Here is a 25,367-nt window from a genome sequence, read left to right as displayed (position 1 = left end):
GCAGTTTCTACTCAAACCCCGAACGAGTCTTGCTCGATTTAGAAAGCATTTTTGCCAGTACCGTAGGCATTGCGTCAATCGGCAACACATGTTTAACGGCTCCTAGCGCGATCGCCTCCTTGGGCATACCAAACACCACGCTACTCTGCTCATCTTGAGCAATGGTTCTGCCACCTGCTAGCGCCACATCTTGCATACCACTGGCACCATCTCGACCCATACCAGTCAACAAAATGCCGATTAGCCCGTTGCCATAGTGCTGAGCCGCCGATCGCAGCATGACAGTAACAGAGGGACAGTGACCATCCACTGGAGCCGAAGCTGTGCAAAGAAACTGCCCCTGACGACCGAATTCTAAATGTGCTCGTTCTGGCGCAAAGTAAATGACTCCCGGCAACGGTAAAGCTCCAGCTTGTGCAATTTTGACGGGTAGACGGCATTCTGCTGCCAGCCAGTTAACCAATCCTTGCAAAAAGCCCTCGCTAATATGTTGCACACAAAAGATCGGGAGTGCCAAATTATCAGGTAACTGAGTTAAAAGGGTGTGGAGTGCCTGTGGTCCACCTGTAGAAGCTCCAATGGCGATCGCTTTGACAGGAGGGGCAATTCCTTCTAGGGGCTGGTTTATTTGCTTTACCGCTGGCGTGAGAATAGTTGTCCTTTGATTATTGGTAGACGTTTTCAGGCTATGGCGTGTAAAGACTTTGACACCAGCAAGCACTCTAATTTTACTGATTAGCACCTGGCGAAACGACTCATAATCTTGATCAGTACCAACTTTTAGTTTAGGAAAAATATCCACTGCGCCTGCTTCTAAGAGGCGAAAAATATTATGCTCATTCTGTTGCGGATGAACTGATGTACTGATGACCAGAATAGGACGAGGAAACTGGCTCATAACCCGTTGCGTAAACGTCAGCCCATCCATCACAGGCATATGATAATCCACACAAATGACATCTGGTTGCAACGCTGGTAGCCGCTCCAGGGCTTCCTGCCCGTTGCACGCTGTGCCAACCACTTCAATATCCGCAGCAGTCGCTAATAGACGTTTTAAGACCACTAAAACGACGGGAGAATCTTCAACTAATAAAACGCGAATAGGATGAATCATGAATCGTTACTACTGATCATGCGCCGCTGGTGGTAGATCATGTGTTAAACCAACCGCTTCAACGTTTCAATCAGCACCGTCTGATCAAAGCTGCCTTTGGGAATGTAAGCATTGGCACCCGCTTCAGCACCCCTCCGCTTGTCCTCATCACTGGCTAAAGAGGTGACGAGAATAATGGGTAGTTCATTATATTCTTTATGCTGCCTCACTTTCGCAGTCAGTGTTAACCCATCTAAATTCGGCATTTGTACGTCAGAGACGATCGCGTCAAAAGTACGAGTTGGCAGCTTATTTAGTGCATCTAAACCATCAACCGCTGTAATAATTTCATAGCCTGCACTTTCGAGAATGCGTTTTTCCTGAGTCCGAATCGCGATCGAGTCTTCAACCAGCAGTACCACTTGCTTCTGGTTAGCTGCTTGCATGGAAGTTTGAGCATGATCAACAATCGTTCTCTTTTGCACCGAGGCAATAAGATCAGTCGGATTCAGCACCATACATACTTCTCCCGTCCCTAAAATGGTCGCTCCAGAGACGTTTCGGACTCGTTGCAGCAACTGGCTTTGTGCTTTTAAGACGACATCTTGTTCATCTACTAATGCATCAACCAAAAGCCCTAGTCGTTCTTCACCAACCTTGAGAATGATGCAGGGGAAAGAAGCTTGGGGTGCCGCTTTGGGAACGAGTGAGGGGGCTTTTAGCTCTAGTAAATTGGCGAGCTTAACGATCGAAATCGGCTGTTGAGCAAACAGGAAAGCTGTTTGACCCTCGATTGTAAATAGATCGCTTGGCTGCATTAACAACGAGGTTTCAATAAACTCGACGGGAATGGCGTAAGAAACGCCCTCGACGACGACCAATAGAACGTGGGCAGTTGCCAGGGTTGGACGAAGCTGAATCTGAAAGGTGGAGCCAACATTGGGGCGTGATTCCACCTGGATCGTCCCTTTAAGGCGATCAACATTCGTTTTTACAACATCCAATCCCACCCCACGTCCAGAGACTTCGGTAATTAACGAGCGGGTGGAAAAACCAGGTGCAAAGATGAGCGCTTGAATCTGACGATCGCTCATTTTTGCAAAGTCATCTGGACGACAAACACCTCGCTGCACCGCTGTTTGCTTGATGGTTTCAATCATTAAGCCGCAACCATCATCGCTCACTTCAATCACAATATTTGTTGCGGTTTGGTAGCCGCGCAGGTAGAGAGTGGCAGTGCGCGGTTTACCCAAGTGTTCGCGTTCATCCGGCAGCTCAATGCCATGATCGATCGCATTTCGCAGCAGATGCATCAACGGATCTTTCATCTCTTCGAGAATGCGTTTGTCAGCGCGAGTGTCGCCACCTTCAATCACCAACTCGATCGCTTTACCTTCCTGCCGTGCCAGATCTCGAACCATGCGAGCGAACGGCTGAAACAGAGTAGACAACGGCAAGAGACAGAGAGCCTGAATACCCGCTTCCAGCTCCGTGACAACGCTTTCTAGCCGTGAACTATCTTCATAGGCAGCCTGCCGTAATTGATTGAGCCTCTGTCCCACCTGCTCTAGCCGCTCTTGATGGCGCTGCTGGGAACCTTGCCCTGATGAAAACTGCCCTTTAACACCCCGCTGCCCTTCATACCACGCAGTACGATGGCTGAAGGCATCACGGTTCCAGTCTTCCCATAGCGTCAGCAGTTCTTCAATGTCTACCAGACGGTGATTGATCCGAGTTTTAGTAACGGTCAACTCACCTGCCTGAGTCATCAGCGTGTCAAGCTTTGCCGTTTCTACCCGAATAGTATTGATGCGGTGGACTGAAGTGGAGAGTGAAGCTTTGGGGGCATGGAGAAGTGAGGGAGTAGCATACTGAAAGGGTTCTAGATCTCTGTGCTGCCATGTTTCTATGTCTCGCTGCTCTGCGTCCCTCTCTTCTATGTCCCTCTCGTCTTCCCTAGTGCTAAGGGTTGCTAACTGCACAGGCTCTAGCAGAATGGCTTTTCCATTGTTTTCATGCTCAATCGCTTGCTCTGGCTCCTTGGGTGCACCCATCAGGTAAGCCATCACATGGATCACGTTGGTTTCAGCAGTTTCTCCCGTAACGGCTGCATGCACGAGTTGACCCATTGCATCCAAACCTTGATAGAGGCGATCGCTCAACTCAGTTGAATAGACAGTTTCTCCCCGTTTGACTGATCCTAAAATATCTTCAAACTGGTGAGCTAGGGTACCAATATCCTTGATGCCCAGCATATTAGCATCACCCTTGAGAGAGTGAATTTCGCGCAGCAGGTTTTCCAGTGTAGCGCTATCATCTGGATATTTTTCTAAATGGAGAACATTTGCTTCCATTTGCTGCAAGTGTTCTTCACTAGTAGCTTTAAAGATGTCACGAAGCTCATCATCGTCAATAAACATAATATTTACCATTCCTTAAACGATCGCTTTTAGATTCAAAGCAGCTTCGTTCAGTTTTTGCGTGCCAACTTTGGTTTGAGTAATACCAGACGCTGTTTGGATAGCGTTCTGATTGAGAGTGCTCATCGCGTCACCCACCTGTTGAATGGCGATCGCCTGTTGCTTGGCTGTCAACGAAATTTGCTGACTGGTCAGGGCAATGTCATTCACCGCTGAAATAATCGTCTCCACCGTTTTACTACCTTCATCCGTCACCATTACGGTCGAATTCGTAGCATTTTTAATGTCAACAACGAGTGCATTAATCCGCTCTGCTGATTTCTTGCTTTGGTCAGCTAGTTTACGAATTTCAGCTGCTACCACACCAAAGCCTTTTCCATGTTCGCCTGCTCTCACTGCTTCGACAGCAGCATTGAGTGCCAGCATATTAGTCTGATTTGCTAGATCGCTCACTAACATCGAGATAATGCCAATCTGACCCGTTTGTTCACTTAAATGCAGAATCTGATCGGTGATTTGTCCCACTTTCTCACGCAAACTAGACCCATTGCTGCTCATAGAACCTGCTTGTAGGTTCTGTCTATCGACGAGAGTCAACACCTGCTTGGCACCATTGGCTGCGGCTTCTGCTTGGTCTGCTGATTGACGCGAGGACGCACTTAGTTCATCCATCGTAGTAGTGGTTTGATTGACAGAGACAGCCTGTTCTGATGCAATCCGCTCTTGTTGCTCAATCGTTGCTGCAATCTCTGTAGACGAACTCACAATGGCATTGACGATCGACGCAATTTTGGCTCCCAGTGGTTTAGCAATGGTTCTGCTAAAGTAAATACCGAAGATAATTGCTGTTGTAGGACCAACAATCATGCCGAAGATAACCCAAAAAGCAATGCGAGAGACATCCTGAACCGCTAAAGTCTGAGCGTTTGCAGCTACATCACTGTTGATTTCCAAAAGCTGAAGCAACTTGGCTTCTGCCACATCAAAAGAAACACGCACCTGGCTGTCTAAGAAATTATTGAGCGTGCTCAGTTCCTTGGCCGAAAGACCACCAACTTGAGCCGTTTGGTACAGCCGCAGAAACTCTGTATGGTCTTGCTTCCACTTTTCCCAATCCGATTGAAAGCTTTTATAAAGCTCAGACTCTTCTTGTGTTTGAGGAGTCGTTTCGTATTCTCTAAAGCCTTCATCAATCTGTTGCCAAGCTCGGCTAACTCGAGTCAGCTCAAGGCTTTTATTATTCTGACTCACAATGGGATTTGTCACTGCTCGTTCGGAAGATTGAATTTGAGTTTGCCCTTCGTTAATTTTCCACAAACCACGAATGCTCGGTACGCTATTTTTGCCCAACACGTGGATGTGCTGGCTCAATTGAGCACTACCGCTCCATCCTACGAGGGCTACACCTAATACGATGGAACCCATAAACATAAATGAACCGATTAACCGATTTTGAAGGGTCATGTTCTTAAGCATAAGTTCTATCCCCTATTACTAATTAAGCAATTATCTCTATCGTTCCCAAACTCTTATATGGTTCCCAAAGCTAAAGCAAGGAAGTAAAAAACTTATTAATATCTCAGATGCAAGCTTTGAAGAAAGACACAAGCCTCTTAGTAGTAGTTTGCTCGATCGAATTCATAAGTTTGGATGACAGCGCGAAACGTTAGCAATAATCAACAAACGTAGACCGCAATAAGTTTTAAGCTTTAAAGCGGTAGCTTATGAGGCACGTTGAAGAAACACTGAGGCGACCCATAATCATTACCTGAAAATGAAAATGCCTTAAACGATCGCTTTTAGATTCAAAGCAGCTTCGTTCAGTTTTTGCGTGCCAACTCTCGTTTGGTTAATACCTGATGCCGTTTGAAGGGCTCCCTGATTAAGGGCATTCATGGCATCGCCAACCTGCTGAATGGCGATCGCTTGTTGTTTTGCAGTCAACGAGATTTGCTGACTGCTCATCACAATATTGATAATGGCACTCACTATCTTTTCAACTGTCTTTGTTCCTTCATCCGTCACCATGACTGTAGAGTTAGTTGCATTCTGCACGTCGGCAACCAGACCATTAATGCGTTCAGCCGACTTCTTGCTTTGATCGGCTAGTTTGCGAATTTCGGCAGCAACCACGCCAAAGCCTTTGCCATGTTCACCGACTCTAACAGCTTCTACGGCTGCATTCAGTGCCAACATATTGGTTTGGTTTGCCAAATCACTGGCGAGGGTTGAAATGGTGCCAATCTGATTAACCTGCTCACTTAAACGCAGAATTTGTTCGGCAATATCGCCAACTTTCTCGCGTAGACTGGAACCGCTGCTCAGATTATCTTGACCTCTACCATCCACTAATATCATTACCTGCTGAGCACTTGCTGCTGCGGTTTCCGCCTGCTCAGTAGACTGGCGAGATGAGGCTCCCAGCTCATCCATGGTGGTAGTAGTTTGATTCACCGCTGCTGCCTGATCTTGGGCAGTGCGCTCTTGTTGCTCAACGGTGGCAGCAATTTCTGTAGACGAGCTAACAATTGTGCTTGCTACTTGATTAAGCGGTCGCACAACTTTGCGTGTAATAAACAGCAGCAGTATGGCACCTAACGTAATAGCAATTAGAGTGGTGCTGATGGAAACCCAAGTCGCAAATTGTTCAGTCCGGCTTGCCTCTTCCCGACGCTCAGTTAAAAGCTTATCCTCTGCATCAGTCATCTCGGTAATCTTACTACGGAGTTCATCCATGTATTTTTTGCCCTTTTCTGAGAGCACCAACGCTCGAAGCTCCCGTTCCTGCCCTTTCCGCTTCAAGCTAATAGTCTGTGCTAATTCATCCTGCTTGAGTTGAGATAGCTCTTCAACTTGATTCAATCGTTCAATTTGTTTGGGATTGTCCCGCATCAGCTTCCTCAACTCGGCAAAGCGAGCCTCTAAAGCTTGTAACGATTTATTGTAGGGTTCTAAGAAGCTGTCTTTATTGGTAAAAATAAACCCTCTTTGCCCCGTTTCTGCATCAACAAGGTCTTTTTCTAATGCCTTTAAATTTGCTTCGACTTCATAAGTATGTGTAATCCAATTGATGGATTGCGTCAGTCCATTCATGCTGATTTTAGAGATAACGCCTACGCCAATCATCATCACTATAATCGTCCCAAAGCCTGTCTGGACAGCTCTTCCAAGTTTAAGAGTGCGTTTCATTTGTTGCGTGTTCATAATTATGATCCTTCAGAGGTAAGCAAAGACACGAGTGCGTCGATTGGTATGTTTGCTTGATTGAGTTTGTGAGTATCGATCGAGGAAATGAACCGTTTGCAATGATCAATCTGGACGGTGATTGACGTAAGCTGTGAATCAATGGGTTACAAGCCGTGCTGAATAAACTGGCAGTGACATAACCAATTTAGAGATACCTAAAAAATCACCGTAGGGATGGCATATCCTAGAAGCGGCTTGCCCTTACGTTTAAGGCGAGAAAACAGCAGTAGCGTCCTTGGGTCTATACGTGTTCATTGACAACTAGCTCCCCTTGAGTGAAGAGCCTGGGTAAATCTAAGAGAGTCATCGTTTGGTTACCGAAAGTCGCTGTGCCTCTGGCATAATCTCGGCTCTTTGCATAAGCAGCAGTGGGAACTGACTTGATGCTTGATGGGTTAACGTAGGTAACATCCAACACATCATCAACAGTAATGCCAGCAGTAATGTCGTCAACCTTGATCACAACTGCCTTACGCTTACCTGATGGAGACACATTCAGCTTGTGATGAAGCGATAGTAGGGTAACGATTTCGCCACGTAAGTTCATGTTGCCAAGGATGTAATCTGGACAGCAGGGAATGGGGGTGACATTGCTGATGTCTGCAAACTCACGCATAACCGCTGTTTCAACGCCAAAATATTCATCTCCAATCTTTAGAACTGCAAATGATAGGAGTCCCGTCAGTGCTTCAGTTTCGGTCTGCTGCCTTAAATTGTGGGCACGATCGCGCAAGATCGCCTGTTCTTCTAACGAGGTATGTGAAAAAAATGTCGTTTGCGATCCAGTGCAAGGTGTCGCTTCCTGAGCTACCGTTGGCAGCACAACTGATTGAAACAGACTCTCAACGTTAAGCAACGTCACTAAATCGCCATCAATTCTGGCAATTCCAGCGGTGGGAGAAGCCTGCTGATTGGTGATTGCTTTATGGGCTAGTTCTGTATCAATACACGCAAAATCAATGAGCTTCACGTCATGCACTTGATTGACGATGATTCCCATCAACTTGTCTTGGTGTTCTAGAAAAATAATGCGATCGCTTAACTGGTATGCGCTAGGTTGATGCCCAAAATGCAAATCCAGATCCATAATCGGAACAATGCTTGCACGCAGATCAATCATGCCTACAATGTCAGTTGGCGCTGAGACCATAGGCATAAATTCGGGTAAGAGAACAATCTCACGCACGCGCAAGGTCTCTACGCCATACAGTAAGCCGTGCAAACTAAATAAGAGATAGAACTGGTTTTCCATTCCAATTTCGATTAAATGCAATATCAGAACGTTGCGTTCAGCAGTTGAGTTAAATGAAATGTTAGAGGCTCAGTCTTAAAGCTCAAAACCTGCTTAAGTAACTGTTAGCCATGTTTCTCTAATTTCAAAAAACCACTTTTGGCGTTTATTCCTAGCGCTAGTATTCCCATACCTAGGGCGTTTACCTATTGCTAAAATAAGTGCTTACAAATCGTTACTTGGGGGAAGATCAGCAGCAAAAAGCTGTCTCAAACTAATTGAGTTTGAATTAATCTACTAAGTAGGATGGCTAAATTAATCATCGCTTAGAGACCGAGTTTCGACCGCGCTTAACCCACCTAAACATAGGACTGAGAGCATTGAGACTTCTACTGCGCGTTCGACCTGAGCGCTCATGCCGGAGGGCACTCAGACTTTGACGTTGAGCTAGCCGAAACGTTGAACGCGCAGTCGAAAGGCAGCTTATCAATAATTATGCTCAGCTACTTATTTATCAGAAGGCTGCTTGAGCTTAACGTGCTGGCACTTCCAAAGCAGATTGCTGCATTAGCTCTAGAGCAGATGCCTGCATTTTTTTCGCTCTACTTACATCTCCTTCTTGCGTGTAGAGAGAGCTTAATTCTAAGTAAGCAGTAATAGCCGTAGGGTCTAAGTAGATGACTCGCTTCAACATATTCTTTGCTTGCTCTAGCTGACCCTGCTCACGAGCAATATGAGCAAGCAAGTAGTAGGGTGAAATGGCTAAGGGATTGATGACGATCGCTTTTTCGCAGTAATACTTTACCTGATCGTTCTCTCCCAAACTAGCATAAGCTTGAGCAGTCAAATGATGTAATTCAAATGAGTGTTGATTCTGAGCGATCGCTCGTTGAGCAATTTGAATAGTGTCCCTATAATCCCCTTTGCAAAAGCATTTTTCTGCTTCAGATAGGGTATCTTGCTTGGACTGCGACGTTGTTGTAGTGGACGCGATCGCGTAATCGAGTTGAAAAGGCGTCCAATCTAAATTTGTAGCTTGCGTGTTTAATTGAGTCTTTATTGTCTTGCTGCGATCGACAGCTACAGGCTGCTTTCTTTCCAAAGTATCGTCACAGCGCTGGTAAACGAATGACTCAGGGAAAATTTTGGTTTGTAAGCACTCCACCGTTTGACCATGTAGTTCAGCATGACCCGTCATCAAATAGCCATCTGAACTGAGCGCTCCACCCAGCTTTTTTAACACATTTGCAATCACTTCGGAGGTGAAGTAAATGAAAACATTACGGCAAATAATCAAATCAATATGGCTGAGGTTGATCTGAAAATCTGAAAAATGATCGGTTACTAGATTACCTGGGGCAAAGGTCACCATTTTGCAGATTTGCTCATCCAGTTTCCAGCCATCTCGATGAGCACGAAAATATTTTGCTTGTGTCTCTTCATCCAAAGTGCGAAAAGACCAGGAACTGTAAAAGCCTTCTTTAGCTTTTGCGATCGCGGCGGCATTAATGTCTGTTCCTAGAATTAAGAGGTTCCAGTTTGCCAGATCGGGAATTAATTGATGTACCAATATTGCTAGCGAATAAGCTTCTTCACCGGTAGAACAACCTGCACTCCAAAGCCGGAGAGAAGGCTTGATGCCATGTGCCGCTGCATAGTGTGATCGCTCACGGATGAGTTCAGGCAATAGTTGTTGCCGCAACAATCGGAACTGCCCGCGATCGCGAAAGAAATAGCTTTCTCCTGTTGTTAACAATTGAATGAGTTGTTGCCACTCATGGTGGACTTTTAGGAAGTCCGTCTTGCCTATATCTAAATGACTAGCTAGATACTGATAATACTGTTCAGGCGATGCCAATTTCAACACTCGCATTCGTACTTGAATTTTCTGCCAAAGAAGGCTAAGGTCTTGCTTCCGAACGTGCAGCCCTGTGTAGCCTTCAATTATTTCTGTAAACTGCTGAATAATCACACGCTACAACCAGAAAAATGTACGTTCCAACCACTTCTTTAAAGTCAGTGCAGCAAAGCATGAGCTGTGATCAGCCTTCTGATGATTTGGCGTAGTTGATCAGCATCAAATGGTTTGGTCAGATAGTCTGTTGCGCCTGCTAATCGACCTTGCACTTTATCAAAGGCACCATCACGACCCGTTACCATCACAATCGGTAGATCTTGAAATTTAGGAATACTCCGAATGGTGCGGCAAAAGTCCAACCCATCAATTTCTGGCATAGAAATATCGAGTAGTAGAACGGAAATATTCTCCTGATAAATTATTGACAACGCATCGATCGCACTGCAACATAACAGCACTTGATAATCATCAGCTAAAGCTCGTTTAATTAGCTGTTGAACCGTGATGCTGTCATCGACTGAGAGAATCTTGGAGCGCATTTGCCCATTGATACACATCTATCTAACTTCCTTGCTCTAAAATCCTTGGTTCATATCCTGGAAGGCATTGTCGGTAATTGGATGGGAATCTGTAGTAAGAACTCCGTTCCTTGCTCCAAGACGGATGAACAACTCAAACTACCACCATGTTTTTCAACTACAATCTGATAGCTAATGGATAAGCCCAGCCCTGTTCCTTTGCCAACAGGCTTGGTTGTAAAAAAGGGATCAAACAGTTTTTGTTTAACGTCATCGCTGATGCCACTACCATTATCTCGGATACGAATAGCAACTTGAGGTGTACAGGCAACCTGCTCCTCATTTGAAGCGTCGAAATCAGGACAATGAATTACATCGGTTTGAATCGTAATGATAGGGTCCGAGCAATCGTCTACAGCGTCGATCGCATTACTCAAAATATTCATAAAGACTTGATTGATCTGACCTGCATAGCATTCCACTACGGGCAATTCACCATATTCTCGGTCTATCCGAATTGGGCGGCCTTTGCTCGTTGCTTTGATTCGGCTTTGCAGAATCAGTAGAGTGTTGCCAATACCCTCGTGGATGTTAACGGGTTTTACATCTGCTTCATCTAGTCGAGAAAAGTTTCGTAACGACAGCACAATTTGACGAATGCGGTCTGATCCCATTTCCATAGAAGCAAGCAACTTCGGCAAGTCTTCAGTGAGAAACTGCAAATCGATCGCATCTGCTTTCGCTTGAATTCTACTCTCTGGTGTTGGATAGCATTCTTGATAAAGTTTTAAAAGTTCCATTAAATCGCGAACGTAGCTGGCAACATATGTAATGTTGCCGCTAATAAAATTAACAGGATTATTAATCTCGTGAGCGACTCCTGCAACGAGCTGCCCCAAGCTAGACATCTTCTCGTGCTGGATTAACTGCGCCTGAGTCTGTTGCAGCTTTTGCAGTGCCTTGACTAAATATTCGGCTTGAGTTTGAGCCGCCAGAGCTGTCGCTCGTGAGCGAGACAAAAGCTCTGCCTGGTCAAGGGCGACTGCTAGCTGCTCAGTGACCGTTTGGAGTAATTGCACTTCACGGTCTGTCCATGTCCGAGAACCATGTCCGTCGCTGCAAACAATGGCTCCCAACTGTCCTGAATTTGTTTTAAGGGGAAGCACTAGCTCTGAGATAATGCCCAATCGAATCAGTTCTGCTTGAGCCTCTGCTGTTAGCTGTGTATTAGCGTAAACATTGTCAATTTTCAGCAGCGCCTGATTAGAAATGGTTGTAGTTAAAAATGATCCGTATTGATTAGAAAAATCATCTAACAGACTTGGCAGCGTCGGTGTTTTCGCTTCATGAGTTATTGTGGAAGTAAGCTGATCACCATCAGACATACACCACAAAAAATGACAGCGATCGACCTTTAGTAAATTGCGAATTTCGTTAACGGCGGTTTGTAGAATAGTATTGAGTTCCAGAGAGTTACGGAGCTGATTTCCTAAATTCAGTAGAATCAACTCTTGCTGGTTGAAAAAATCTTGTTCAATAAACTGCTGCTTGAGCTGTTGAATCTCGACCTTTGTATTCTGGAGGTTGGTTGTATGCCGCTCCAACTCCAGTTGAGCCATCACCTGACGGCTTAAGGTTTCTAAGCCTCTAAGCTGCTTCGGACTTAAGTTGCGGGGTTCATAGTCAATCACGCATAGTGTGCCTAACCCAAAGCCTTCGGCTGTCATCAGAGGCATACCAGCATAAAACCGAATTTTGGGGTCCTGGGTGACTAAGGGGTTATGGGCAAACCGCTGATCGGCTAAGGCATCCTTAACAACGAAAACCTCTGTCTGCTGGATGGCATGGGCACAGAATGCAACACTACGAGGGGTTTCAGTAGCCGCTATTCCTACTCTCGACTTGAACCACTGCCGCTCAGCATCTATCAGGCTAATAAGCGCGATCGGTGTCTGGCAAATTTCGGCAGCTAGAGCAGTCAACTCATCCAGGGATGGTGTAGGTAGCGTATCCAGCACATGGTACTCGTAGAGCGCGTTGAGCCGAGCAGATTCAGCATCTGCTTGCAAGGTTTGAATAGCATCGTGTGGCTCTGCCATCTCTGCTGAGCTTAGCGAACTGTCTTGCTGCGACTTTAAAGTCGTGTTAGTGCGTGGTATCCTCTGCGAGAATAAATCTGATTCCAATACATCTACATTCATTGCCCTGCCTTAAGTTATAGGGAGCTATCTAATCTGAACGCAACAGTATCGGTTTCACCACCAAGGTTCTACTGACTTTCATCACTGTGTTTAAAATCAGCTCAGTGTCGCTCAGTAATCGCTCAAGCTAGCGATCACTCCAAGCCCTTTCCTACAAGCAGTTTCAAACAACAAAAGATTATTAAGAAAAGAGAAGCAGTACAAATATTAAAAGAGAAGCAATAGAGTTGTCGGGAAATCATCATTGATAAGGCACTGCTAGCTTTCGAGTAGCCTTTTCTAAGCAGCGACCGAGTAAAAGTTCCCTAACCCTGCGACTGTCAGCATCAAGTGGTCATCAAACTCTTAAACACGGTTACGCTAAACCTCAGTGATGGCGTTGTAACACTTGACTCTAGCAAACGCATATTCACACACCACTCGCGATTGGCTCAAAGCCCAATTCTGCTTCTTCTGCTTGGCACTCAACTCACTCCCTCGCGGTTGCTTATGTGGTGGATGAATTGTTGCAGCTAAATCACGATGTGAAAAGGAATATAGCTCCTTGTCGTTACGAAGCGTGCTGTAATAGGAACAATTTTCAGTCGATCGCCAATACTGTGAAGCACGGCGCCGTAATGCCTCAGATATTGCTGAATTCCATCTTCCTTCTAAGCAATAAAGTCTGGGTTATCTGCTCCATCTAAAGCGCGACGGTTGAGTTCTTGAGCGATCGCTTGAGTATTATGCGGATGTGGAGAGGGACGAGTCAGGAAGTAAACTGCGCCAAAAGCAGCTTTACCGTTTGCGTTCAAGATACTGGGGTTGCATCTGCTCTTAGCAATTGCCGATCACTAAAATAATGAAAGCTCATTTAGTTAGCAAAAATTAGTGTAAATGTATTATTCGGTTTGGGTTGATTATTTCTACTTACTGGTAACAGTAGATTTTCAAGAGCATTAGGCTATGGCGAAAGAACCTTTACCTAGATCTTGGTTTAATTCCAAACTTATTTATGACCTGATTCAGCACTACTTTCCAACGTGTCAGCACTTTGGAAAGCCTAGCTCGTTATTTAGTGCTTTATACTTGCTAGATGGAAGTGTCAGATGAATCATCTAAGAACATATGGGATTGTCCTAGATACCCTCGAAGCTCTCGCTATTTAGTAGACAAAAATCTTGACCCCGCAACAGCAAATGCACTTGCAGCCTTTGTTAAAGCTACTTACCGCGACTTAAGAAAACAAAGTAACGCTGAAGAGAAGCAGTGAATATGGGACTAGTTGAAGATTTGTCACCTGAATTTAAGCGATGGTGTGAAGCGATCGCTACTGACTAACGTAGCTTACTAGACCTACAAGCATTCGATCGCCTATTAGCGTATCAGTTAGCAACTCACTGGAGTGCAACTATCCTAACTCCAGAAAAGTTTCTCAGCTCAGAGCAGCAAGCATTTCAGGCTCTAATCGCATTGGATTGAAACTCAGTGCTGCGTTAATGATTGTAGATAGAACTTTTGGTCAATTAAAGCTTGCTAAAGGCAACCTGAGATGCGATCGCCCCAACGACAGAATCGGCATCTGAGTGGTCAGTCTGGACACTCATAGCTTGTCAACTTTGCCAGTTAAAGCTTGTTGTCCCAGCACGTTCCCGTGAGCTGGCAAGTGTCAGCAGTGGTTTGAATGTGAGCCAAGAAACTCCTCGATAGCTTAGCTGAGAAGCTCTCTACTGCAAAGGTTTCAAGCAAAGCGCTCATTTTTACACGCCTCGTTACTAAACCCCTTTGTGCAGTGACGTACCGACACTGGCAGCGATAAAGGTTATGAATGTTACTATACACTGCCTGTCAAGCAAGGTGGTTGGTTGTTCAGACGACCGCTGCACTAAAAAATTACCGTTGGATACTGAGGTCGAGCGTTAGCACTCTCCCTTGTTGTCGTCAGTTGTTTTTTCTCAACTTGACTCACTTTAAGGATGATAGATGCCAGCACTTCAAGCCACTGCTCAATCAAGCAATCGTCTGCTCGCAGCTTTGCCGAATACCGTTTATCAGCGCTTACAACCAGCTTTAACACTGGTGACGCTGGCACCCTTGCAACCCCTCTACCAAGTGAGTTGTCCCATCGACTATGTTTACTTCCCTGAAGAAGCGCTCATTTCCTTGGTGTTCCAATTTAAGGATGGTGCCACGATGGACGTGGGCTTGATTGGGCAAGAAGGGATGGCTGGTTTGCCGGTGCTGCTCGGTGGTACGAGTTATAGCCATCAGGCGATGGTGCAGATCGCTGGCAAAGCGTGGCGGCTGCCTGCGGAACTGCTGCTGACCGAATTCAACCGTGGGGCAGCCCTGCACGACTTGCTGCTCCGCTATACGCAAGCGATGCTCGCGCAAACGGCGCAAAACAGCGTGTGTAATCGGTTTCATACAACTGAAGTGCGTCTGGCACGTTGGCTCTTGTTAACCGCTGATGGTTTGGGAGCAGACACGTTTCCACTCACACATGAGGTGATCAGTATCATGCTAGGTGTGCGTCGTGCGGGTATAACCGTGGCGGCGGGTGTCCTCAGCCAAGCGGGCTGGGTGCGTTACTACCGTGGGCGCATCACCATTGTGGATCGGGCTGGCTTGGAAGACTTTGCCTGTGAGTGTTATGAGGTCGTTCGCGATGCTTTTGCAGCAGTATGAGCGGGAGTTGACGGAGCCGTCAGCGCTTAGTGTGCCGCAATAGTTATGGGGAGCACTAGCGCAATGAAAAAAACATAGGGGTCGAGTCGCGCTACGCGTAAAGCAATGCCACTACTTTTGAGTGACTTAATTTGGCATCGATCGCTCAAGAGTTATGGTCTAGACCCCTGATGCTATCGTCGACGTTAGTTGCTGAAACACCCCGAAAACGTTTGGTTCGTTGCCCCCAGAGAGCAGTGCAGCGCAGAATAAGAATTTCAGGCGTTGAAAATGGAAAAAGTCGCCTTTGTACTACCCACTTTTGCTTCAAATTAGTCCAAGGTTAGACCAAGATCACTAGTACAGCACCTTCGGTGGCAACAACTCGATGGTGTTGGTCGGCAGAGACTGCAAGTATGAGCTCTACAACAGCACTGGCAGCCCGCTCTCAATATCTACCACACCTTTGATAGGCGCTGGTGTAGCATCACCGATAACGGTAATTTCCCACTCCAACAGAGAAGCGGTTTGATCCGGTCTACCGATCGCCAAGGACCAGTAGTTTTCCGCCAAAAAACTGGCAGACTGCCGCAACTCATACGCGACCCGTGCCGAAACCTGAAACTCGTTAAAATCATCCAACTCGTGAATTACATCACTGGCTGTCTTATGCGCTGTAAGCTGTCCACCCACTTCGCTTAGCTGCATCACCCTACCTCAAGTTCAAAGCTGCTTTGCTGATCAACCTAGCACAGGTCAACTGTCCATTTGACCGCTCTTAAAGGTCACGGAGCGATCGCACTACTCTCGGTTTCAGGTCTCTGACGCTTCATCTTGCGCTTTCAGTTGAGCTGCCTCAGCTAGCATTCGTTCTGCTTCTGCCTCCAGCTGTGCCGCACGATCAGCGTTACCACCGTCTGGGATACCCGTAATTTCTTCCGTTTTCGCTAACGCCTCAGGGCACTTATCAGCCTCGTCGATAGAGTCATGCTGATGCTCGCAAAGCGGATGCATCCCACCTTCTCCATCGGAGTTAGCCACTTTCCGATATTTGTCCGTACCATGACCATGCTCATCCGTGATTTCGAGCACCTGTACCATCCAAGCCATACTAAATCCCTCGCTTTGTCTCCTCTACCATCATCCCATTGGACTGATCGTTTTGCACGCTCGTATGCGTCGCCTTGAGCAATCTGGTTTTGCAGCTTGGACAGCGCGTGCGTTGCTGCCGCGACTTGGCTACCAAACAGACGAGCGGTTTGAAGATGCCAGCGATCACGCTAGGCTTGCCAGCACAGGCACGAAAATCATACTTCTACCCAGCAACGCCGTAAAACTCAATTGTCCGGGAGAAAGGCTTCGCTTGCAGATGCTTGCAGCAGTAAGCAGCCAAGGGAAAATAGAGCCAGGGGAATACCAATCACCCAACGCTGACGATCGCGGGCTTTGTAGCGCATGGTTTGCTGAACGAACTGTTCTCCTTTTTCCATTTCTTGAAACGTGAGGGTATAGCCTGTGACGCGGCGCAGGTCATCTCCGGTCATTTCTTCCCCTTGCCAGCGGCTCGTTTGTTCCATCGAGCCCAGATGGTTGATTTCCGATCGCAAACGGTCTGCTCCGTTAATTGCCTGGTCTAACAGGCGCTGTTCCTCATCGGATAAAAATGCAGAGCGGACAGCGGGCTGATAGGTTTCCATCAAATTGAGCAAAGGCTGATCGGCGTGAGGATTGATGGCTAGCCAACAGCCGGATATTAGGAGAACCATAAAACCACCCGTTCGCACGCCTGAAAGGGCTTTGGCAAGCACCGTGCGGCGTTGCTCCGGTGAGGTGAGAAGGACTGGTTTCAATACTGCGGCTAAAGCCAGCGCTGCACCAAACACACAGACGATCGTTGCCCCTGTCGGCAAGTCCCAAACGTAGGAGGCACCCAGACCGATCGTGCTTGCCAGCGTTCCCATCGTCCAGCCAATGAGCAGCGTAACCAAAATTGAAGTGCTGTAGAGTGTGCCGATTGCGGCTGGAATAATTAAAAAGCAGAACACGAGCAGCACACCAGCAATGGCAACGGAACTCGTGACGACCACGCCAAAGGAGACGTAGAACAAAAAATCCCAGAACCAGATTCGTCTATTCGTTTGCGCCGCTTGTTCTGGCTGAAAGGAAAGCTGGATGAACTGCTTGCGAGCGAACCAGTGAAATACGCCAACCGCACTGTAAAGCAACACAACTTTGAACAAATCTGCTTCTGTAGTTGTAAGAAGGCTACCCACCAGAATTTGCTTGATGTGTTCTGCGCCCTGTGGGGCTTTGTCTACTAATAGAAACGCTGCCGCTGCTGACACGACGTACACCACGCCGATAAATGTTTCCTGCGAGACTCGCCCCGTCCACTGGCGGCTAAAGGAGAGAATGACGGCTCCAATGATGGTGAAAACAAGGGAGTAACTATAGGCGGCGATCGACTGGGGCAGATAGCCCAGCATGAACGCGACTGTTGCGCCCAGAGCCGAAATCTGCGCCAGCGCCAGATCCACAAAGATAATGTTGCGCGTGAGAACGTGAATGCCCAAATAGGTGTGAATGCCCGTGAGTACCAGGGCAATGAGAAAGGGAATGGTGAGCAGTTGTAGCGCATCAGACATCAGACTTTCGGTCTCCCTAGCGCCGTTGCCAGCACATGAACGTTGTAATCAAACAGGGAGAGATAATTGGGCACTTCAGGAATAGCACCCACGGAAGAAACAAGCGTCACTACCGCTGCGCCCGTGCGGTTGCTTAAAAGGCGAGGCACGCGATCGGACTCATACAGTTCCTGAATTACCACTGGGACGTGTTCATCCTTCATCTCTCGCAGCAATTTTGTGAGATGGGACGGGCTGGGCGGAATTCCCGGTCGTGGTTCGATGAAATCAATGATTTTGAGCCGAAAGCGACGTGCCAGGTAGGGGTAACTGTTGTGATAGGCGATTAACGGAACTCCCTGATAGGGTGCTAGCTGGCGCTGCCACTCGGCGACCTTTTGTTCCAGGGTGGCTAAAAAGATCAGGCGATTCGCTTCGTAGGTCTTGCTGCTCTCTGGATCAATTTGTGCCAGTGCCGCCGCAATAATCCCAGTCATCGCATCAGCATTCAAGGGGTCAAGCCAATAGTGGGGATTTCCCGCACCGTGATTGTGTCCATCGGAAGGCGCAAGGCTGACAGAACGAACTTCGAGGAGAGGAATAACTGTCGAGACATCCACATACCCAGCCCCACCTCGCTGTAAGGCAGGATTGCCGCTTTCCTGGGTCAGGCGATCGAGCCACAAATCGTGATCCAGTCCAACTTTGACGACCAGTTGCGCCGATCGCAGTTGTTGCACATCAGTTAGTCGGGGTTCAAACGTGTGCGGATCTTGGGCTGGTAAGGCAATGCTGCTGACGCTGACGCGATCGCCCCCAACAACCGTTACCAGACTGGCAAGATCTGAGGTCGTCGTGACAACTTTAAGCGATACAGCCGCGACAGGGCTTTGCCAGCAGCCCCACCACAGCAGCACTGCCAGCACCAAACGCCAGAGACCCATCATGCGGTTCGCTTCCCAACCCAGAGGCTCTTCGGCAGCAGGCAGGAAAGCCCTTTTTCGTCAGCAGTCAGCTTGCTCAGGCGGCAGTCCATTCGCATACTGGTTAGCCCGTAGGCATCCAGACGCGTCAGTTTTTCCTTCTCTTGCAGCAACTCGATCAGTGACATCGAAGCACTCTTCATCACAGCGTTCAGGTCTTTGCCGCTTGCCGCTGCGACATAGTACTCTGCGTTGCTGGTGGTGGGATACTGCACCGTCTTCTTCGCCTGTACCGTTTTGGGGTTCAAACAGTGAATGCCACGCACACGATTCACAACCTGCGAAATGCGACAGTCAGACACCTGGGGCATGAGTTTGGTCGCGTCCTCAATCGAGATTTTGCGCTGGTCTGCCAAGAATTTCGCCGTTTCGGTTTTGGCATTTTCGAGAGCTTTGTTTAGGTCTTCGTCGATGCCGATCGTGATCCAATCTTTAGCCGTCTCCCCTCTAGGAAAATCGAGCTTCTGTCCTTTAACTACCGAAATATTCAGCACCAGTTCTTTAAAGGCCGTTTCCAACGCCGTCAAATTGATTTCGCCATTCCCTTGAGCAGCGTGAGAATCGCCCGTCCAGACGAGTCCACCCTTCACAAATACTGGTAGATACAGGGTTGAGCCAGCGGTGAGATCACGAATATCCAGGTTGCCGCCGTAGGGACCAGGTGGTACCGAGCTATACTGCCCAGGCTCTGCACGGGCAACCCCCAACGTCCCTGGAAACGGAGCCAAAGGAATTTCAATGCCTTTGCTGAACTGCGCCACTTTGCGCTCCAGATCCAGGTAAAGATATTTCACCTGCCCATCGGGAAACTGGTCGGGGAAGAGACCAAACATGCCGGGAATATTGAAGTTCGCAGCATAGGATCGGGGGGTAACCCGAAGAATGCGGATCTTCAGCACGTCACCCGGTTCTGCGCTTTCCACAAAGATGGGACCAGTGAGCGTGTGCGGTCCGCGTCCAGGAAAGTCGGTACGCAGCTTTTTGAGTTCCTCGATCGTCTTCCCTGGCACCACCTGATTGTGGGAGTGCATCATGGTTTCCACCACCACTGTATCCCCAGATTTGATGGACAGTACAGGCGGCTGAGCGTTGTTAAACCAGCCCCACTGCGTTGTTTCCAGCGTTGCAGGCAGCAGATGGACGGTGCCCGGAAAGCTGGCATTTGTGACTCGCATTTGAGCGGTCAGCTTCGGGTTAATTTCGAGTGCCTGTTGAGCAAACGCAGAGGTTGCAAAGGCGATCGCGCCCACTATGAACCCAAGTCCCAGCCACTTCGGTAACTTCATCCTAAATAATTTCTTGAGAGCACTCCTCATGAACACAAGCCTCGATGATATGAACAGCGAAAGGTGAGAACGCAGGGTCAGACGTAAGGTAATCACAACCGCCAGAGACACTGTTTAAAGAACAGTCAGGCTTTATTTTGTACGGGAGAGACTGCTCTCGATTTGTCGTGAAAGCTACAGAAACAGGACCGATGCCGTTGCGGGCTGTCATCCTGGCTTAAGCGGCTGTTCAGTCAGCCGAGAAATTTGTAGGAGAATTGGGACTAACCTCTTGCTACCGATCGCTCAGATCAAGAAAATTTCTCAGCCACCAGCCGTCAGGGTTTAGTCCTAACTATTTAAGCGGTGAAAGCCAAGCCGCGTTGCGTTTTGAACCTGAGTACAAGTGATGTGTTTCTCTGCCTCAGTTAGCTTTGCTGCCAGCGCTCTACTACTCCCAGCTGGTGCCTACTCGTTACGGTTAGCATTGCAGCACAACCCTGGGTATCTAGCACTCGCAGCAATTCCACTCGCGTTTGGGGTGCAACAAGCCTGTGAAGGACTGGTTTGGCTGGGTCTGGCAGCGCGTTCTCCCGCTGAAGTGCGTTTGGGCGCTTGCGGCTTTTTAGCCTTTGCCTATTGGTTCTGGTTGTTCTGGGCACCTTGGGCGGTGGCGATCGCCGAAGCAAATCCCCTGGTGCGGCGAGTGGGCTGGAGTTTGGGTGTGCTCGGTTTTGCCTATGGGGCGCTGCTTTACCTGCCACTGGTCTTACAACCGAGTTGGCTAACGGTGCAGGTTGTCCATCATGCCATTGAGTACGACACCCGCTTGCTGTTTGACCCCTGGTTCTCTCAGGAAGCCGAGCGCATGGTCTATGCGCTCATTATCCTTATCCCGTTTGCGCTTGCTTCTAGTCATGCTCTTAAGGGGTTTGGGGCAACTATCTTGCTGTCGGCGATCGCCTCCCATTGGCTACTGCACCAGGTCTTTGTTTCGGTTTGGTGTTTCTTTGCAGCGCTTCTGTCGCTGCTCCTTATCTTCATTTGCCAAGCAGCGCCACAAGGCGCAGCGGAGACAGGTAAGTGAACGTAATTTGGAACAGCGCCGTCAATCCCGTCTCAGTTTAAGCAAGGTCATGATGCTCTACAGGAGCGGCTTCGCTAACGCTGTGGCGCTTCACGACTCTGGTTTTCTTACCGTTCAGAAGCCAAAAGACCGCTTCTGACAAAGAACATATCTCACTGCTTTATCTGCTTAAAACTGAGCAAGCGATCATAGCCGGAGGCAGAAGCGGCTTGTTTTGCAGCACGTTACCGTGTCGCAAAGTCAGCAGGATTCTGGTCTCGCCGATGCTTAACCGGAATGGGTGGACCTTGTCGATCGCCAGCCAATGCAGCCGTTGCTTCCAACGATGCCCTCAACCGTTTGGCGGCATAAATCGACATATCGCGCGGCACATTAATGCGATCGCGCAAGTAGCGTAAAGCGCTATCAGACCCGGCTGGCGGTGGACAAAGCTGGTTTGTCATCAGGTTGGTCAGAGCACAGCGCAAGGCTTCATCTATCAGCCTGTCGTCAGCAGGGTTGACGCGAATCAAATTGGCGCGGTGCTTGATTACCCGGTGAAGTGCTTCAGCACGGGCGGTTTCTGGCTCTGGATACATCACATCCGGCAGCCCATCCCAGGGACCATTATCAACTCTCGCCTTGTTAATTTGCGTTTGTGGTTCACTGTTTTCCCAGCAGCCTCCCATTTGGGGCGGCAAATCATGCACATGAGTATGGAAATCGCTCTGAGTGCCCCGGTAGGTCGATCGGCTTTCCATCGCTGCAAACCAGTCTGACAGTTTTGGGTTGGACTCACGTAGAGAATAGCCTTTGTAATAGTAAAGACTGGCATTCATCCGTTCAACGTAAGGCGTAAAGATAACGTCAACTGTGCCAAACTCGTCCAGGAAATAAGGACCCGGCGTAGCAGCCAGCGCCGCTTCAACTTTGGCAACAACGCTTGTGAATTGCTCGCGGTTTCCCTGTTCTTGCCGTATCGAATTCGATGGATAGCAGAGCCAAGCGCACCAGGAGCGAAACAACAGCCGTTCTAGGTAGCGTAAAGGCAACACTGTGGGATGCTTCATGCCCAGCCCCAATGGACCAAAGGCTTGCTCCAATGCAAGCAGGATGTCATCGCTTTCAGTAATGAGGCGATCGTCTAGCGCCAGAGCAGGCAGCATACCTGATGGCACTTTGCGTTTGTACCAGCTTTCTTTTTCCCCATAACAAAACATCGTTACTTTTTCGATGCGGTAAGGAATTTGCTTTTCTTCCAACCATAGCCAAACTTTTTGGCAGTAGGGGCACCAGGCATGGTTGTCACGGTAGAGCGTGACCCGCACGTCGGCTTCAGTTTGACCAAAGAGACGTAAACGCGCTTGAGCGTTAGTAGCGCCATTGACAGGATCGATTTGAAAAGTCGTCAGGGCTTCTAGCTCAGACCAACTGAGGGGGGCGATCGATGGGGAAACGGATGTCATTTTGAGTTTGTGTTACCTTTCTGCAAAAAAGCTTGGTTTTCTGTACGGCTCAAAGGCAACCTTAAGCTAGCTTCAGCAAAGCGTTTAAGGGCTTTTGTCACTGCCATCTATGCCCTTTGTTCGCCTTCACTTCAAGCGGTTACATCTGAAACGAGAAATTAGCTCCATTATAAGGAGAAGTAGAAAGCCTCCGATCGCGCTTCAAGCTGGCACATAGAACGTTGCTCTTGATAACCTGACTTTTGCACCTTTGCATGAATCAACAGTTACTTAGAAATGTGAAGCAACTGTTGCGAAATGTAACAGACGGGCTGACAGCTTGAGGCAGTGTTCCAACCCTTTAAGTCACTGCTCGGCACTTGCCAAGGCGCTTGTAGTAAGGATTAGATTGCTTGCTTGAAAAGTCTGTGGAGCCGCTTTCGCCTCGGTTTCGCGATTGTATAGGCAGCAAAGACGAATACCAAAATTGCCACCTTTGGCTACTTTTCAACACAACGTTACCCTCAGATTCAATTCATAATCTGTTGTTATCAAACGATACAGAATGTTTGAAGCTCGGCTTATTGTTGGCTCCCCATTAGCTGATACTATGAGAGCAATCTGACGGAACGGGTGAGCAATTCGTTCATTGCACCCAGGTCGCCGGAGCACAAAGATTACGATTTCAACGAATTCCCTATTGCTATAAGGTGTTTGCTGAGTTTCGGGCGGATGCAGGCAAGCCCTTGTCTTGCTTCTCGTTACGGCGATCGAAGAAATTTTGTAGAGTTACACAGGAAGGGAGATTTTAATGTCTTACGCGCAAACAAGAACCCAGGCGAAGTCTGGGTATGATGCTGGGGTAAAAGAGTACAAGTTAACCTACTACACCCCAGACTACACACCGAAAGATACAGATATTCTGGCAGCATTTCGTGTGACGCCTCAGCCCGGTGTTCCCTTTGAGGAAGCTGCCGCCGCAGTAGCAGCAGAATCATCTACTGGTACCTGGACGACTGTTTGGACTGACCTACTCACAGACCTCGATCGCTACAAAGGTCGCTGCTACGACATCGAACCCGTTGCTGGTGAAGACAACCAGTTCATCGCTTTTATTGCCTACCCCTTGGACTTGTTTGAAGAAGGGTCTGTTACCAACCTGTTTACCTCGATCGTTGGTAACGTCTTTGGTTTCAAAGCGCTGAAAGCTCTTCGTTTAGAAGACTTGCGGATTCCCGTTGCCTATCTGAAAACCTTCCAGGGTCCTCCCCACGGTATTCAGGTGGAGCGCGACAAGTTGAACAAGTATGGTCGTCCTCTACTGGGCTGTACCATCAAGCCAAAGCTTGGTTTGTCTGCTAAAAACTACGGTCGTGCAGTGTATGAGTGCTTGCGCGGTGGTTTGGACTTCACCAAAGATGATGAAAACATCAACTCTGCTCCATTCCAACGGTGGCGCGATCGCTTCTCCTTCGTAGCAGAAGCCATCTACAAAGCTCAGGCTGAAACAGGTGAAGTCAAAGGTCACTATCTGAATGTGACCGCTCCTACCTGCGAAGAAATGCTGAAGCGGGCTGAGTACGCTAAAGAACTCAACATGCCCATCATCATGCATGACTACCTGACCGCAGGCTTCACAGCTAACACCACCCTGGCTCACTGGTGCCGCGACAATGGCATCTTGCTCCACATTCACCGTGCTATGCACGCTGTGATGGATCGTCAAAAGAACCACGGTATCCACTTCCGCGTGCTAGCTAAAGCGCTACGGATGTCTGGTGGCGACCATATTCACACTGGTACAGTCGTTGGTAAGCTCGAAGGTGATAAAGCGATTACCCTCGGTTTCATCGATCTACTGCGTGAAAACTACATCGAGAAAGACCGCTCTCGCGGTATCTACTTCACTCAAGACTGGGCATCTTTGCCTGGCGTGATGGCAGTCGCTTCTGGTGGTATCCACGTATGGCACATGCCTGCGTTGGTAGAAATCTTTGGTGATGACTCCGTACTGCAATTTGGTGGCGGTACACTGGGTCATCCTTGGGGTAATGCTCCAGGTGCAACCGCTAACCGTGTGGCTCTAGAAGCCTGCGTTCAGGCTCGGAATGAAGGTCGCGACTTGATGCGTGAAGGTGGCGACATCATCCGCGCCGCTGCGAAGTGGTCGCCTGAACTGGCTGCTGCTTGCGAACTGTGGAAGGAAATCAAGTTTGAGTTTGACGCAATGGATACCATTTAATCGTCACGGATGAAGGATGAAGGATAAAAGACGAATTGATAGTCTTAACTTCATCCTTCCCAACTCATCTTGTTTGCTATGGATCTAAAGCAAATTGCTAAAGATACTGCCAAGACGCTCATTAGCTACTTGACGTATCAGGCTGTGCGAACAGTGATTGCTCAACTTAGTGAAACTGATCCGCCTTGTGCTTTCTGGTTGCAAAACTTCTCCTCAAGAGAAAAGATTCAGGATGGTGAGGCATATCTAAAGGCTCTGTTTCAAGAGCGTCAAGATCTTGCGTTTCGCATCCTTACTGTCAGGGAGCATCTGGCAGAAGAGATTGCCGATGTCTTGCCTGAAATGCTTCGCACAAGCACACAGCAAGCAAACATGGCTCAGCGTCGGCAGCAACTAGAGCGGATGACGCAACTGGATCTATCGGTTCCTAGCGCCCATCCAGAGCAAGAGCCAAATTCTGAAGAAACGGGATGAACCTGGTTAGCTGTTAGCAGTAGACGCATCGTCTCAAGCTAATCACTAGCCATTG

At 48.1% G+C, this 25,367-nt stretch carries 20 protein-coding genes; 4 read left to right on the top strand and 16 right to left on the bottom strand.

The features are described 5' to 3' along the window. Positions 1-7 precede the first annotated feature (7 nt). The 10 genes from cheB to H6F76_RS17695 form a co-directional block, all read right to left on the bottom strand. Positions 8-1,114 carry a chemotaxis-specific protein-glutamate methyltransferase CheB gene (cheB, locus tag H6F76_RS17740; protein ID WP_190510293.1) on the bottom strand — a complete coding sequence of 369 codons (1,107 nt, stop codon included), beginning with the start codon at positions 1,112-1,114 and terminating at the stop codon, positions 8-10. A 44-nt stretch (positions 1,115-1,158) separates the two neighbouring features. Next, the gene (locus H6F76_RS17735; RefSeq protein ID WP_190510291.1) at positions 1,159-3,513 is read right to left on the bottom strand and encodes a hybrid sensor histidine kinase/response regulator; all 2,355 of its coding nucleotides are present in this window, start codon (positions 3,511-3,513) and stop codon (positions 1,159-1,161) included. A gap of 15 nt (positions 3,514-3,528) precedes the next feature. Further along, complete coding sequence (locus H6F76_RS17730) at positions 3,529-4,989, bottom strand: methyl-accepting chemotaxis protein (protein WP_190510289.1); 1,461 nt, start codon at positions 4,987-4,989, stop codon at positions 3,529-3,531. A 309-nt stretch (positions 4,990-5,298) separates the two neighbouring features. Next, positions 5,299-6,717, bottom strand: coding sequence for a CHASE3 domain-containing protein (locus H6F76_RS17725; RefSeq protein WP_242036720.1), 1,419 nt, complete (start codon positions 6,715-6,717; stop codon positions 5,299-5,301). 283 nt (positions 6,718-7,000) lie between these two features. Then, positions 7,001-8,011 carry a chemotaxis protein CheW gene (locus H6F76_RS17720; protein ID WP_190510287.1) on the bottom strand — a complete coding sequence of 337 codons (1,011 nt, stop codon included), beginning with the start codon at positions 8,009-8,011 and terminating at the stop codon, positions 7,001-7,003. A gap of 511 nt (positions 8,012-8,522) precedes the next feature. Continuing rightward, the gene (locus H6F76_RS17715) at positions 8,523-9,962 is read right to left on the bottom strand and encodes a protein-glutamate O-methyltransferase CheR (protein WP_190510285.1); all 1,440 of its coding nucleotides are present in this window, start codon (positions 9,960-9,962) and stop codon (positions 8,523-8,525) included. A 44-nt stretch (positions 9,963-10,006) separates the two neighbouring features. After that, positions 10,007-10,387 carry a response regulator gene (locus H6F76_RS17710; protein ID WP_242036719.1) on the bottom strand — a complete coding sequence of 127 codons (381 nt, stop codon included), beginning with the start codon at positions 10,385-10,387 and terminating at the stop codon, positions 10,007-10,009. A gap of 50 nt (positions 10,388-10,437) precedes the next feature. Beyond that, entirely contained in the window at positions 10,438-12,465 is a 2,028-nt protein-coding gene (locus tag H6F76_RS17705) for a GAF domain-containing protein (RefSeq protein ID WP_190510281.1), read from the bottom strand. Between the two features lie 462 nt (positions 12,466-12,927). Beyond that, complete coding sequence (locus tag H6F76_RS17700; RefSeq protein WP_190510279.1) at positions 12,928-13,035, bottom strand: hypothetical protein; 108 nt, start codon at positions 13,033-13,035, stop codon at positions 12,928-12,930. Positions 13,036-13,217: 182 nt separating this feature from the next. Continuing rightward, the gene (locus H6F76_RS17695) at positions 13,218-13,361 is read right to left on the bottom strand and encodes a hypothetical protein (protein WP_190510277.1); all 144 of its coding nucleotides are present in this window, start codon (positions 13,359-13,361) and stop codon (positions 13,218-13,220) included. Positions 13,362-14,529: 1,168 nt separating this feature from the next. On the opposite strand from H6F76_RS17695, the gene H6F76_RS17690 reads away from it, so the two are divergent. Beyond that, the gene (locus H6F76_RS17690; protein WP_190510275.1) at positions 14,530-15,234 is read left to right on the top strand and encodes a Crp/Fnr family transcriptional regulator; all 705 of its coding nucleotides are present in this window, start codon (positions 14,530-14,532) and stop codon (positions 15,232-15,234) included. 402 nt (positions 15,235-15,636) lie between these two features. Here H6F76_RS17690 and H6F76_RS17685 read toward each other — a convergent pair whose 3' ends face one another. From H6F76_RS17685 to H6F76_RS17665, 5 genes are all read right to left on the bottom strand, one after another. Then, positions 15,637-15,921 (bottom strand): hypothetical protein, encoded by a 285-nt coding sequence (locus H6F76_RS17685; RefSeq protein WP_190510273.1) that lies wholly within the window; start codon positions 15,919-15,921, stop codon positions 15,637-15,639. 105 nt (positions 15,922-16,026) lie between these two features. Continuing rightward, a complete protein-coding gene (locus tag H6F76_RS17680; protein ID WP_190510271.1) occupies positions 16,027-16,323 on the bottom strand; it encodes a hypothetical protein in 297 nt (98 codons plus the stop codon). Between the two features lie 227 nt (positions 16,324-16,550). Continuing rightward, entirely contained in the window at positions 16,551-17,858 is a 1,308-nt protein-coding gene (locus H6F76_RS17675; protein ID WP_190510269.1) for a metal ABC transporter permease, read from the bottom strand. Continuing rightward, positions 17,858-18,784 (bottom strand): metal ABC transporter substrate-binding protein, encoded by a 927-nt coding sequence (locus tag H6F76_RS17670; protein ID WP_190510267.1) that lies wholly within the window; start codon positions 18,782-18,784, stop codon positions 17,858-17,860. The genes H6F76_RS17675 and H6F76_RS17670 overlap by 1 nt, the downstream gene beginning before the upstream one ends. Continuing rightward, complete coding sequence (locus H6F76_RS17665) at positions 18,781-20,106, bottom strand: acetamidase/formamidase family protein (protein ID WP_190510265.1); 1,326 nt, start codon at positions 20,104-20,106, stop codon at positions 18,781-18,783. The genes H6F76_RS17670 and H6F76_RS17665 overlap by 4 nt, the downstream gene beginning before the upstream one ends. Positions 20,107-20,494: 388 nt before the next feature. Here H6F76_RS17665 and H6F76_RS17660 point away from each other — a divergent pair, with 388 nt between their 5' ends. Continuing rightward, positions 20,495-21,172, top strand: a complete 678-nt coding sequence (locus tag H6F76_RS17660; RefSeq protein ID WP_206754393.1) for a DUF6629 family protein — start codon at positions 20,495-20,497, stop codon at positions 21,170-21,172. A gap of 224 nt (positions 21,173-21,396) precedes the next feature. On the opposite strand, the gene H6F76_RS17655 is transcribed toward H6F76_RS17660, so the two are convergent. Further along, positions 21,397-22,617 carry a glutathione S-transferase family protein gene (locus H6F76_RS17655; protein ID WP_190510261.1) on the bottom strand — a complete coding sequence of 407 codons (1,221 nt, stop codon included), beginning with the start codon at positions 22,615-22,617 and terminating at the stop codon, positions 21,397-21,399. A 790-nt stretch (positions 22,618-23,407) separates the two neighbouring features. Here H6F76_RS17655 and H6F76_RS17650 point away from each other — a divergent pair. Then, positions 23,408-24,838 (top strand): form I ribulose bisphosphate carboxylase large subunit, encoded by a 1,431-nt coding sequence (locus tag H6F76_RS17650; RefSeq protein ID WP_190510259.1) that lies wholly within the window; start codon positions 23,408-23,410, stop codon positions 24,836-24,838. Between the two features lie 78 nt (positions 24,839-24,916). Beyond that, the gene (locus H6F76_RS17645) at positions 24,917-25,312 is read left to right on the top strand and encodes a chaperonin family protein RbcX (RefSeq protein WP_190447356.1); all 396 of its coding nucleotides are present in this window, start codon (positions 24,917-24,919) and stop codon (positions 25,310-25,312) included. Positions 25,313-25,367: the final 55 nt, after the last annotated feature.

Origin of the sequence: Leptolyngbya sp. FACHB-321, assembly GCF_014695975.1 — a bacterium.
Classification (GTDB): Bacteria; Cyanobacteriota; Cyanobacteriia; order Leptolyngbyales; family Leptolyngbyaceae; genus Stenomitos.
The sequence above is the reverse complement of the archived record's forward strand: the minus strand, read 5'-3'. Positions and strand labels throughout refer to the sequence as shown.